At 69.1% G+C, this 12,654-nt stretch carries 9 protein-coding genes; 3 read left to right on the top strand and 6 right to left on the bottom strand.

Annotated features, from left to right (window positions below; all coding sequences use genetic code 11):
* Positions 1-131 precede the first annotated feature (131 nt).
* Positions 132-2,240 (bottom strand): DNA gyrase/topoisomerase IV subunit B, encoded by a 2,109-nt coding sequence (locus tag ACW9PK_RS00545; RefSeq protein ID WP_457016225.1) that lies wholly within the window; start codon positions 2,238-2,240, stop codon positions 132-134.
* Positions 2,241-2,468: 228 nt separating this feature from the next.
* Between ACW9PK_RS00545 and ACW9PK_RS00550 the strand changes: the two genes are divergently transcribed.
* Positions 2,469-2,669 (top strand): DUF7455 domain-containing protein, encoded by a 201-nt coding sequence (locus ACW9PK_RS00550; protein WP_035961388.1) that lies wholly within the window; start codon positions 2,469-2,471, stop codon positions 2,667-2,669.
* 117 nt (positions 2,670-2,786) lie between these two features.
* Here ACW9PK_RS00550 and ACW9PK_RS00555 read toward each other — a convergent pair whose 3' ends face one another.
* The 5 genes from ACW9PK_RS00555 to ACW9PK_RS00575 form a co-directional block, all read right to left on the bottom strand.
* Positions 2,787-3,512, bottom strand: a complete 726-nt coding sequence (locus tag ACW9PK_RS00555) for a ubiquinone/menaquinone biosynthesis methyltransferase (RefSeq protein ID WP_240505540.1) — start codon at positions 3,510-3,512, stop codon at positions 2,787-2,789.
* Positions 3,512-5,131, bottom strand: a complete 1,620-nt coding sequence (locus ACW9PK_RS00560; protein WP_144996820.1) for an RNA polymerase sigma factor — start codon at positions 5,129-5,131, stop codon at positions 3,512-3,514. The genes ACW9PK_RS00555 and ACW9PK_RS00560 overlap by 1 nt, the downstream gene beginning before the upstream one ends.
* Before the next feature lie 207 nt (positions 5,132-5,338).
* Complete coding sequence (locus ACW9PK_RS00565) at positions 5,339-6,772, bottom strand: DUF4192 family protein (RefSeq protein WP_457016226.1); 1,434 nt, start codon at positions 6,770-6,772, stop codon at positions 5,339-5,341.
* A 232-nt stretch (positions 6,773-7,004) separates the two neighbouring features.
* On the bottom strand, positions 7,005-8,300 hold the full coding sequence (locus tag ACW9PK_RS00570; protein ID WP_064845178.1) for an MFS transporter: 1,296 nt from the start codon (positions 8,298-8,300) through the stop codon (positions 7,005-7,007).
* A gap of 58 nt (positions 8,301-8,358) precedes the next feature.
* Complete coding sequence (locus ACW9PK_RS00575) at positions 8,359-9,288, bottom strand: proteasome assembly chaperone family protein (RefSeq protein ID WP_179861265.1); 930 nt, start codon at positions 9,286-9,288, stop codon at positions 8,359-8,361.
* Between the two features lie 206 nt (positions 9,289-9,494).
* On the opposite strand from ACW9PK_RS00575, the gene ACW9PK_RS00580 reads away from it, so the two are divergent.
* Together ACW9PK_RS00580 and lpdA are read left to right on the top strand one after the other, a co-directional pair.
* Complete coding sequence (locus ACW9PK_RS00580; RefSeq protein WP_457016227.1) at positions 9,495-11,018, top strand: leucyl aminopeptidase; 1,524 nt, start codon at positions 9,495-9,497, stop codon at positions 11,016-11,018.
* 171 nt (positions 11,019-11,189) lie between these two features.
* Positions 11,190-12,557: a dihydrolipoyl dehydrogenase gene (gene lpdA, locus ACW9PK_RS00585; protein WP_064845175.1), complete on the top strand. Its 1,368-nt coding sequence runs from the start codon at positions 11,190-11,192 to the stop codon at positions 12,555-12,557.
* Positions 12,558-12,654 lie beyond the last annotated feature (97 nt).

Raw genomic sequence — 12,654 nt, forward strand, 5'->3', positions numbered from 1 at the left:
TCGGCGACGGTCGGCGACCGACCCGCGCACGGGGCGACGGCGGCGTCACCCGCGGACGACCGACCGTCCGGGGCGTCGCGCCGCCCGGCGCGTGAGACGGCGCCGCTGCCCGAGCACACCACCTGAGGCGCTCAGGCGTCGATCTGCTCCTGGTTGAGCTGGGCGGCACCGGCCACGATGAAGTCCTTGCGCGGGGCCACCTGCGAGCCCATGAGCAGGGAGAACGCGCGCTCGGCGGCCTCGGCGTCGGACACGCGCACGCGCCGCAGGACACGGTGGCGGATGTCCATCGTGGTCTCCGCGAGCTGATCGGCGTCCATCTCCCCCAGGCCCTTGTAGCGCTGGATGGGCTCCTTGTACCGACGATCCTGCTCTTCGAGGCTGCCCAGCAGCGTGTCGAGTTCGCGCTCCGAATACGTGTAGACCATCTCGTTGGGCTTGGAGCCCGGGTTGACGATCTGCACCCGGTGCAGCGGGGGCACCGCGGCGTAGACCCGTCCGGCCTCCACGAGCGGGCGCATGTAGCGGTAGAAGAGCGTGAGCAACAGGGTGCGGATGTGGGCGCCGTCCACGTCCGCGTCCGTCATCATGATGACCTTGCCGTAGCGGGCGGCGTCCAGGTCGAAGCTGCGACCCGACCCGGCCCCGATTACCTGGATCAGGGCCGCGCACTCGGCGTTCGCGAGCATGTCCGTGATCGAGGCCTTCTGCACGTTCAGGATCTTGCCGCGGATCGGCAACAGCGCCTGGTAGTTGGAGTTGCGGGCGAGCCGGGCGGTGCCGAGCGCAGAGTCACCCTCCACGATGAACAGCTCCGAGCGGTCCACGTCCGCGGAACGGCACTCCACGAGTTTCGTGGGCATCGACGACGTCTCGAGCGCGTTCTTGCGCCGCTGGGTCTCCTTGTGCACTCGGGCCGAGATCCGGGACTTCATCTCCGCGACGACCTTCTCGAGCAGCTGACCGGCCTGGGCCCTGTCGTCCCGCTTCTTGGAGGTCAGCTGCTTGGTGAGCTCCGTCTCCACGACCTTGGCGACGATCTGGCGCACCGCAGGGGTGCCCAGCACCTCCTTGGTCTGCCCCTCGAACTGGGGTTCGGCCAACCGGACCGTGAGCACCGCGGTGAGCCCGGCCAGGACGTCGTCCTTCTCGAGCTTGTCGTTACCCGCCTTGAGCTTGCGGGAGTTGGTCTCCACCTGCTTGCGCAGGGTCTTGAGCAGCGCATTTTCGAAACCGCTCAAGTGGGTGCCACCCTTGGGCGTGGCGATGATGTTGACGAACGAGCGCACCGTGCTGTCGTACCCCACGCCCCAGCGCAGGGCCACGTCCACCTCGCACGTGCGATCCACGTCGGTGAGCCGGGCGTGTCCGGACTCGTCGAGCACAGGGACCCGCTCGGTGAAACTGCCCTGCCCCTGCAGCCGCCACACGTCGGTGACGGGCGCGTCCGCGACGAGGAACTCCGCGAACTCCGAGATCCCGCCGTCGTACTGGAAGACCTCCTCCACGGGACCGTCCGCGCCCGGTGTACCCGGCAGGCGGCGTTCGTCCTGCACGGTGATCTTCAGCCCGGGGATCAGGAACGCGGTCTGGCGGGCGCGGCGCACGAGCTCTTCGGTGGAGAAGCGCGCGTCCGGGGTGAAGATCTGATCGTCGGCCCAGTAGCGGATCCGTGTGCCGGTGACGCCGCGCTTGGCTCTGCCCACGACGTGCAGGTGCGAGTCGGTCGTGAACGCCTCGAACGGTGCACTCGGGGACGGCGCCCCCTTGTCCGTGAACGTCCCGGGCTCACCGCGCTTGAACGACATCTGGTATGTCTTGCCGCCACGGTCCACCTGCACGTCCAGGCGCGCGGACAACGCATTGACCACCGAGGCACCCACGCCGTGCAGCCCGCCCGACGCCGTGTACGAACCGCCGCCGAACTTGCCGCCGGCGTGCAGTTTGGTGAACACGACCTCCACGCCCGTGAGGCCCGTGCGGGGTTCGGTGTCGATGGGGATGCCGCGACCGTCGTCGTGGACCTCCACGCACCCGTCCCGGTGCAGGATCACCGTGATGTCCTGGCCGTACCCCGCGAGCGCCTCGTCGACGGAGTTGTCGATGATCTCCCACAGGCAGTGCATCAGACCGCGCGAGTCCGTGGAGCCGATGTACATGCCCGGGCGTTTGCGTACCGCCTCGAGGCCCTCCAGGACGGAGAGGTGGCGGGCGTTGTATTCGGAACGGGACGGTGTCACGGTGGTGCTACTCCGGGGTTCGGGGGCGGCCCGCGGGCGGTGCGGGACCATCCCACTGTAGTCGGCACCCGGGGTTTGTGCGCGGTGGGCGAAACAGGGCCTTCGTGGGAAGCATTGACTGCGCGCGTGGGTTGTACTGGTACGTGCGATCGGGGCGTGACACCCCTGATGGCCGTGCGGCGGCTCAGATGAGCGCCGTCGCATTCCGTACCCCGTGAGGAGGATCCCATGAACGCGACACTCGAAGCGCGTGAACTTAACGCGACCCACCGTTGCGACGCCTGCGGTGCCCAGGCATACGTCCGCGTGGTCCTCGAATCCACCGGTGGCGAGCTGCTGTTTTGCGCCCACCACGCTCGTGCGAACGAGGAGAAGCTGCGCCCGTTGGCCGCCACGTGGCAGGACGAGACGCAGCACATCGGCGCCTGAGCGACAGGCCCATCCCGCGGCGTTCCGGTCCCCCGCCGGAACGCCCGGACACGAAGGAAGGCGCGCATCCTCGGATGCGCGCCTTCCTTGTCATGTGTCCTTTACATCATGTGTCGTTCACGGGCCGGGCTTGCGGCCCCACAGGATCACGTTGGTGCCCAGGTACTTGGTCTCGAAGTCCACGTCCGTGAAGCCGACCTCGCGCATGAGCTGCGCGACCTGCGCGGGCTGCATGAATCCGAGGGTGGAGCTCTCCAGGTAGGAGTAAGCGTCCTTGTCCTTGGCGACCACCCGTCCTAGCAGGGGCAACACAATCCGCATCCCCGCGGTGACCGCGAGCTTGAGCAGCCCCCGGGGCGGTGCCGTCTCCAGGACGACCACCCGCCCCCCGGGCGAGAGCACACGGAACTGTTCGCTGAGTACGCGCGGGACGTCGCTCACGTTGCGCAGCAGGTAACCGTGGGTCACCGCGTCGAAGGATTCGTCCGCGTACTCCAGCGAGTGGGCGTCCGCGAACTCCCACGCGATGCCGTCCGCGCCGGGCTTCGTGCGGGCGCGCTCGAGCATGTTCTCGGAGAAGTCCACCGCCGTGATCTCGGCGCGGGGTTCACGACGCCGCGCGGCCAGCGCGATCTCCCCCGTGCCCGTGGCGATGTCCAGCAGCCGGCCGCCCGGCATCACGGACGCCCGCCGGGCCACCTCGCGGCACCACTGGGCGTGCCGACCCAGGGTCATCAGCGTGTTGATCCGGTCGTAGGAGTCCGTGATCCGGTCGAAGATGCCCTGGACCTTCGTGTCCCGTTCGGTCATGGAGTGCTTACCGTTCTTGTTCACCGAGGACATCAGTCCAGGTAGTCCCGCAGCACCTGCGAGCGGGACGGGTGACGCAGCTTGGACATGGTCTTGGACTCTATCTGGCGAATCCGCTCACGGGTGACGCCGTAGACCTTCCCGATTTCGTCCAGGGTCTTGGGCTGACCGTCCGTGAGCCCGAAGCGCATGGCCACCACACCGGCCTCGCGTTCGGAGAGCGTGTCCAGCACCGAGTGCAACTGCTCCTGCAGCAGCGTGAAGGACACGGCGTCCGCGGGGACCACGGCCTCGGAGTCCTCGATCAGGTCGCCGAACTCGGAGTCACCGTCCTCACCGAGCGGCGTGTGCAACGAAATGGGTTCGCGACCGTATTTCTGGACCTCCACGACCTTCTCGGGGGTCATGTCGAGCTCGTTGGCGAGCTCCTCCGGGGTGGGTTCGCGCCCCAGGTCCTGCAGCATCTGGCGCTGCACGCGGGCCAGCTTGTTGATGACCTCGACCATGTGCACCGGGATGCGGATGGTGCGGGCCTGGTCCGCCATGGCGCGGGTGATGGCCTGGCGGATCCACCACGTGGCGTACGTGGAGAACTTGAAGCCCTTGGTGTAGTCAAACTTCTCGACCGCGCGGATCAGGCCCAGGTTGCCCTCCTGAATCAGGTCCAGGAACAGCATGCCGCGGCCCGTGTAGCGCTTGGCCAGGGACACCACGAGGCGCAGGTTGGCCTCGAGCAGGTGGTTCTTGGCGCGGCGGCCGTCGTGGATCACCCAGCGGTAGGCGCGGCGGGTGTCCGCGTCCATGGAGTCCTGTTCGTCCGCGAACTTGTGCTCGGCGTACAGCCCGGCCTCGATGCGCAGGGCCAGGTCCACCTCCTGTTCCGCGTTGAGCAGCGCGACCTTTCCGATCTGCTTGAGGTAGTCCTTGACGGGGTCCGCGGTGGCACCGGCGACGACCACCTGCTGGGCGGGAGCGTCGTCGTCGTCGTTGTTGGTCAGCACGAAGCCGCGCGCACTCTTGTCCTGGCGGCCCTTCATGAGCGGGGCCGATTCCTCCACTGAGGCCTGCTGGGACTCCTGGGTGTCCTCGTCCTCGAGGTCCTCCGGGGTGTCCTCGGGCACCAATTCGTCCTCGGCGAGCGCCTCCTCGACGGGATCCGCCTTCTTCCGACCGCGTCCGCCCGCGGGGGCCTTGGCGGCGGGCTTCGCGGCGGTTTTGGTGGTCTTGCGGGTGCCCGTGGACTTGGCGGTGCCCTCCGCGGAGTCCGCGGTGGTCTTGGTGCGGGTCGTGGACTTGGTCGCCGCGGTCTTGGTCGCGGCCGTCTTCTTGGCGGCGGTCTTCCGGGTGGCGGTCTTCTTCGCCGCGGGCGCGGCGGTGTCTGTCTCGTTCGACGCCGCCGCGTCCGATGTGGCAGCGGTGGTCTGCGACGACGCCGCGGCGGTCCCCCGCGTGGCGGAAGCGCTCTTCTTAGCGGCGGTGCTCTTGCGCGCCACAGTCTTCTTGGCCGCGGCGGCCCGCTTCACGGCGGGCTTCTTAGCAGCGCCACTCGTGCTAGCGCCGCCCGTGCCTGCCTGAGAAGTGGTCTCAGCGGGGTCCGTCTGCGCCGTGGAGGCCTGAGAAGCGGACGCGGTCTTGCTGGCAGCTGGTGACACGGAGAACCTTTCGTTGGACAGATCTACGGGTGCGCACCGCATCAGCGGCCAACACACCTATGACCCTGTCAAGTCCGGCGTGGTGACACGGGGTCCCGCCGAGACTCTGAGGGCCTTATTCGCCCTAACACCGACCCTTCGCAGTTTGTTCCCGCACACCATGAAAAAATTTCGCCCGCCCCCGTTACCTCTAGCGATGTGCCCCCATCACCCCTGGTCCGAGGCACCGCGTTCCCACACGCCCCGGCCTGGCCACGCGGTACGCCGGTCCACGCACCACCACGGCGTGGGCTGGTGCCGCAACCGGTGCGCCACGTCGGCCGCCGCGGAACGGCCGGGCATCACGGATCGTTCGGACCCCGCGGCACCCTCCCGGTTCGCGCAGCGTGCGAGCAACCGCGACGCCGTGTGGGCGCGACCCCGGTACACCTCGAGCTGCGCCAAGGTGGCCACGACGCTCGCGGCAGCCGCGGTCAAGGGTTGCCGGTCACTCGAGGGGTTTGGGTCACTTGACGGCTCTCGGTCACCCGACGTCTCCCGGGAATCCGACAAATCTCGAGGACCCAACGACTCCCGCGAGCCCGCCACGATCTCGGTGGGGTCGGCGAGCGGGTCGCGCCCCGCACCAAGGATCCCGTCCAGCACCTGCAACACCCGGTACGCACCGTCCAGGGTGTCCCAGTCCGGCGGGCCGTCCCATTCCCCGGCCACCGCGACCACGCAGCGCAGGGCCTCGTCGATCTCGTCCTGCGAGGGCTCGGACCCCGCGATGCCGCCGCCCAGTCGCACCATGGCGGCCCGCAACCCTGCGAGCGCCGCCGCGGCCCGAGCGGTGCTCCCGCTCAACCACGCGTACAGCAGCGCGTCCCTGACGAGGTCGTCGTGCACCCCCTCGATCAGCAGCGCGAGATGTCCGTCCGACAGACCCAGGACGGCATCCACCCAGTGCTGCCTGTCCGCCTGGACGCAACGCACCGCGCGGTGCCACGCCGTCAACGGATGCCGCGGATCGGGGTCGATGGTGGGCGGCGTCGGACCCGGCACCGTGGTCCGCGCAGGTGCGGGATCGCCGTCGTCCGTGCGCAGTAGCTCCCACGCACGCGTGACATGCTGTGCCCTCCGGGCGAACCGGTGCCGCCACCGCGGGTGGTGCTCGGGCGCATCCGGTTCGGCAGCGCTACCCAGAGCGATCATCTGGGCGTTGACCGCGCTGTCCCGGATCAGCTCGACGGGCAACGCCCGGTCCGGTTCCGCGAGGTCCCACCAGTGCTGCGGACCCACCACGAGGGTGCGTAACACGGTGAGTCCCGCCCGTTCCACGGCGCACTCCCACCGGGCCGCGGCCACGGCCTCGCGATCCACCCCGCCCTCGAGGGCCTGGTCCGAGTACACCGTCACGACCACCTCCCCGCAGTGACGCACACGCGCGAGGACCTCGGCGAGCTCCGCACCGAGCTCGTACGGATCGGTCTCCACGGTGGGTGAGTTCATGCTCAGGCACAGGGCGCTGCTGTCGGCCACGGGGAAGAACAGCACCGAGGTGTTACGGGGCTGGCGACCCACCTGATGAGGGATCAGCGCGAGGAGGTCCTCGGTGCTGCGGATACGAACGGTGTCGGCGGCTTCATGGGAAATGGTCATGACGCCACCCTGGCGACCGGACGCCCCTCGCTGGGGTCGGTCCGCGCGCATGTGCACGAGCTCGCTCCCGACACACCCCGGGGCGGTGCTGTGGAGGGCGCTTGCCGCGGTGGACGAAGTGGGGCGCCGTCGGCGGTGGGCGAAGTGGGGTGCCGTCGGCGGTGGAGCGGTAGGGCGTGGCGAGCCGGAGCCGTAATGGGACGCGCGGCGCGGGTTCCCACTCACCCAGGGGTCAGACGGAATCGGGGCCGTGCACCCGGCGCACCTTGCGTGTGCAGCGAAGGATCGCGACCGTGCCCACGAGGGCCACGAGGGCCTGGGCGGCGATCGCGGGACGGAACGCATCGGCGTCGTACAGCGTGGGTGTGATCCCGGCGCCGAACAGCAGGTCGAGCACGAGCCCCGTGACGTAGATCGCGAGCAGGGACGCCGCGAACCCGCCCACGTTGGCGAGTCCCGTGGCGGTGCCGTTGCGCTGCGGCGGGTTGAAGGAGCGCACGATGTCGAACGCCAGCATGGACGCGGGCAGGGACAGAGCGATCATGCACACGGCCACGTAGACGACCACGGCGGGGGCGTGGCCCGGCCAGACGAGCAGTGCCGTCCACCCGGCCCAGCTCACGAGCACGCATGCCAGGGACAGTGTGGAGCGCCGGCGCGCGAAGCGCGCACTGAGTTTGCCGATCACCGGCGCCACCGCCACGTTGAACACCACGTACACGGTCATCACGGCGGAGGCCTGCGTGGGGTCCAGCCCCTGTGCGTTCTGCAGGTACGGGTACGCCCACATGAGGGCGAACGTGTTGCCCACGAACTGCACGGTGAAGTGGACCCAGAAGCCCAGCTGGGTCCCCGGTTCCTTGATGGCCTGCCCCATGGAGGTGCGCACGGTCGCCAAGGAGATCGCGTCGTTGAGCTCACGCGCGCCCGGCGGGTTGCTGCGCAGGAACAGGCCGGAGAGCACCGCGGCGAGCAGGGCGATCGCCGCCATGACCGCGAAGGACGGCACCCAGCCGACCACGTGGAGCAACGCCGCGAACGGGATCACGGAGAAGAGCTGGCCCAGGTTGCCCGTCATGCCCACGACCTGGGTGAGCATGGGTACCTTCAGCGCGGAGAACCACACGGGGAGCAAGCGCATGACGCACACGAACGTGGCGGCGTCGCCGGCGCCCACGAGGATGCGACCCACCACGCCCTCGGCCACGGACTGCGCCGCGGCCAATTGCAGTTGTCCCGCCGCCATGGCCACGGCCCCCACGGTGATGAGGATGCGCGGGCCGAACCGGTCCACGAGCACCCCCACGGGCACCTGTAGTGCCGCATAGACGAGCACCTGCATCATGGAGAACAGGGACAACCCCGAGGCCGCGGTCTGGAACCGGTCGGCGGCCTCCACCGTGGCCACGCCGAAACTCGTGCGCTGCGCGACCGCGGAGAAGTACGCGAAAACACCCACCGCGAAAATCAACCATGCGGTGGGTGAGTCCTTGTACCGGGACGGACGGGGTGCAACCGGTTCGGGCATGCGGATGGGCCTCCCACGGGCTCGGCGACGGAGGCCCGTGCATACCGGGTGCGGGGCCCTACTCTCGGTGGTCCTCCGGGTCGCTCTGCGCGGCCAAGAACGCCTCCGCGGCGGCACCGAGGTCGTCGGCGTCGGGCAGGTCGGCGTCGTCGGGCCCGGCGAGAATCGAACGACGGGCGGACGCGTCCACCACGTCATCGTATCGCCGTTCCATGTTCTGGATGACACCCTGGACCTCGGGCGAGGAGTTCGCCTGCGCGTCGATCTGACGGATCACGTCCCGGGAGGCCTCCCGCAGCTCGTCCGTGGGCAGAGTGCGCCCGGTCACGGCACTGAGATACTCGAGGGCCGCGACGGCCGCCTGCGGAAGGTAGGACTCCGCGAGGTACTGCGGCACGTGCACGGACAACCCCACGTGATCGATCCCACCCTCCTGCAATCGCAGTTCGAGCAGGTGCGAGGCGGATGCGCTGACCTCGAACGTTGGCTTGTTGCCGTCGATCCGGGGCAGCAGATCCGCACGCGGACCATGGGCGGTCACCAGGATGGGCCGCGTGTGCGGCACGGGCATGGGGATCCCTCCCACGAGCGCCACGAGACTCACCCGCAGTCGTTGCGCGAGCCCCACCACGGCGGAGCTGAACCGCTCCCACTGGGTGTCAGGCTCGGGTCCGGTGAGCAACAAGAAGTGCCGGTCCAGCCCGTCGGTGACCACATGCAGGTTCAGCTCGGGCGCCTCGAAGTCCTCGAAGTGGTCCTCCGAGAACTTCACGTGGGGGCGCCGGGAGCGGTAGTCGTAGAGCTGGTCCAGGTCGAAACGGACCACGGTCTCGCTCGGCATGGAGTCGAGGATGACGGCCTCGATCTGACCGGCCAGGTGGCCGGCTTCCACGTATCCGGACAGCGCCACGATCATGGGCAGCCCACGCAATCGCTCGTCTCCCAGCAACGCGGGATTCCCCAGATACAGGGCCGTGGGATCCAGCACACTTCCTCCTCGTTGAATCATGGGCGCGGCACAGGGGCGCCGACGCTCGTGAGAAGGGAACGCCCGGAGCGACCCCGCCTATTCCCCGCTTCCCCGGGGCTGTGCTGGCTAGGATCGGAGTCGTGCGCGCCACACGAACGCCGCGCACGTCGCGGCCATCCGTACCGCGCCGCATCGTCGTCAGCCACCCGTGAAAGGACACGACAGTGACCACACCGCAGGACATCCTGGCCACCCACGAGGTACGCCTCGAGACCAGCACCAAGCCCCTGGGCACCTCCGCAGACGCCCTCGTGCTGGGGGTACGCCACGACGGCGAGCTCGCGGTACCGAGCGACGTCAAGGCGGGCGTGCGGCGTCGTCTGACGGAGCTCGCCGAACGGGCCCGGGTCTCCGGCGGGCTCGACCGCGTGCTCGTGGTGCCCGCCCCGGACGAGGTGGACGCGCGGTCCGTCGTGTTCACGGGACTGGGCCGTGGTGAGGACGACGAGCGTGGCGAGAACCTGCGCCAAGCGGCCGGTGCTGCGGCGCGGACCCTGCGCGGGGCGGCCGAAACCGCCGTGTTCGCGCTGCCCGTGGCCTCCGAGACCGAGGCCCAGGCCGTGGCCGAGGGGATCGGGCTGGGCGCGTTCAACTACGTCACGCAGAAGTCCCGCACGGCCTCCGAGGCCGACGCCCCGCTGAGCGCGGCGACCGTGGTCGTACCCAAGAACCTCGGCAAGACCGCGAAGGACGCCGTCATCCGGGCCGCCCATGTGGCGCGCGCCGTGCGTCTGACGCGCACCCTCGTGGACCTCTCCCCCGACACCGCGACCCCCGAGTTCGTCGCGGCCGTGGCGACCACCGCCGCGAAGGGCACGAAGGTCTCGGTCGAGGTGCTCGCCGAGAAGGAACTGACCCGCGGCGGTTACGGCGGCCTGCTGGGCGTGGGGCGGGGCTCCGTGAACGGGCCGCGCCTGGTCAAGCTGCAGTGGTCCCCGGCCCGCGCCAAGAAGCACGTCGCGCTCGTGGGCAAGGGCATTACGTTCGACTCCGGCGGCCTGTCGTTGAAGCCGCCGGCCTCGATGATGACCATGAAGTCGGACATGGCCGGTGCCGCCGCGGTGCTCAGCACCGTCCTCGCGGCCGCTGCGCTCCAGTTGCCCGTGACCGTGACGGGCTGGCTGTGCCTCGCCGAAAACCTGCCCTCCGGCTCCGCGACCCGTCCGGGTGACGTGTTGAGCATGTTCAGCGGTCACACCGTGGAGGTGTTGAACACGGACGCCGAGGGCCGCCTGGTGCTCGCGGACGGGCTGTGGGCCGCGGGCCAGGAGAACCCGGACCTGTTGCTCGACATCGCGACCCTGACGGGCGCGCAGATGGCCGCGCTCGGCGTGCGGACCGCGGGCATCATGGGCGACGACGACGCTCGCGAACGTGTCGTGCGCGCCGCCTCCCGCGCCGGCGAACCCGCGTGGCCCATGCCGCTGCCCGAGCACCTGCGTCCGTCCCTCGACTCGTTCGTGGCGGACCTGAAGAACATAGGCGACAAGTACGGCGGGATGCTCGTGGCCGGGCTGTTCCTGCGGGAGTTCGTCCCCGAGCAGCGTGGCCGGCGGATCCCGTGGGCGCACATCGACATCGCGGGCCCCTCCTTCAACGAGTCGCAGCCCTGGGGGTACACACCCAAGGAGGGGACCGGCTTCGGGGTGCGCACCATGCTCGCGGTGGCCCAGGACCTCGCCGAGTAGGCTTCCCTCGATCGTGCGCCACGCTGCGGGGGTCCACCGGGATGCAATGTCTGGTGAGCCCCCCCGGGGTGGCGTTAGGCTGGACCCCAACCGTGACCGCCCCACACACACCCAGGATCGGGACCCGGGCGGGCATCAGAAACCAAGAACTCGAACCCCGAGGGAGCCAACGTGGCCGACAACCAATACGACATTCTGGTCCTGGGCGGAGGATCCGCCGGGTACTCTGCCGCACTGCGCGCGGTGCAGCTGGGTTACAGCGTGGCGCTGATCGAGAAGGAGAAGCTGGGCGGTACGTGCCTGCACTGGGGTTGCATCCCCACCAAGGCGTACCTGCACTCGGCCGAACTCGCCGAAGGCGCCCGGGAGTCGGAGAAGTACGGCATCAAGGCCTCCCTCGAGTCCATCGACATGGCGGCCGTGCGCGAGTACAAGAACAAGGTCGTGCAGGGCAAGTACAAGGGTCTCACCGGGCTCATGAAGATGCGCAAGGTGGACGTGATCCAGGGCAACGGCAAGCTCACCGGCCCCAACACCATCGACGTGGACGGCACCACCTACACGGGTGAGCACATCATCCTGGCCACTGGTTCCTTCTCCAAGACCCTGGGCATCGAGATCGGCGGTCGCGTGATGACCTCCACCGAGGCCCTCGAGATCGACTTCGTGCCCAAGTCCGCGATCGTGCTGGGCGGCGGCGTGATCGGCTGCGAGTTCGCCTCCATGTGGCGCTCCTTCGGCGTGGACGTGACCGTGATCGAGGGTCTGCCCCACCTCGTGGCCAATGAGGACCCGGCCATCGTGAAGATCGCTGAGCGCGAGTTCAAGAAGCGCGGCATCAAGTACAACCTGGGCACGTTCTTCGAGAAGGTCGAGCAGAACGACGACGGCGCCAAGGTCACCCTCGCGGACGGCAAGGAATTCGAGGCTGAGATCGTGCTGGTGGCCGTGGGCCGCGGCCCCAACACCGAGGGCATGGGCTTCGAGGACCAGGGCATCCCCATGGACCGCGGTTTCGTGACCCCCGACGAGCGCCTGCACACGGGCGTGGCCAACATCTACGCGATCGGTGACATCGTCCCCGGCGTGCAGCTCGCCCATCGCGGCTACCAGCAGGGCCGCTTCGTGGCCGAGGAGATCGCCGGGCTCAACCCCGTGGTGGTCCCGGACATCAACGTCCCCAAGGTCACGTTCACCGAGCCCGAGATCGCCTCCGTGGGCTACTCCCAGCCCAAGGCGGAGGAGAAGTTCGGCAAGGACAACGTGGAGACCTTCGAGTACAACCTCGCTGGCAACGGCAAGAGTTCCATCCTGGGCACCGGCGGCATCATCAAGCTGGTGCGCGAGAAGGACGGACCCATCGTGGGGTTCCACGCGATCGGGACCCGCATCAGTGAGCAGATCGGTGAAGGCCAGCTCATGGTGAACTGGGAGGCCTACCCCGAGGACGTGGCGGCATTCGTCCACGCCCACCCCACCCAGAACGAGGCCATCGGTGAGGCAGCAATGGCATTGGCCGGCACTCCGCTGCACGGCTGATCCACTGCACCGGGTGCCCGCCCCACGGGGTGGGCACCCGGCCCCTCACCACCCCGGGACCGCACGGACCCGGGACACGTTGCACATTTTCCGATCT

This window comes from Kocuria sp. MNB10 (assembly GCF_054073685.1).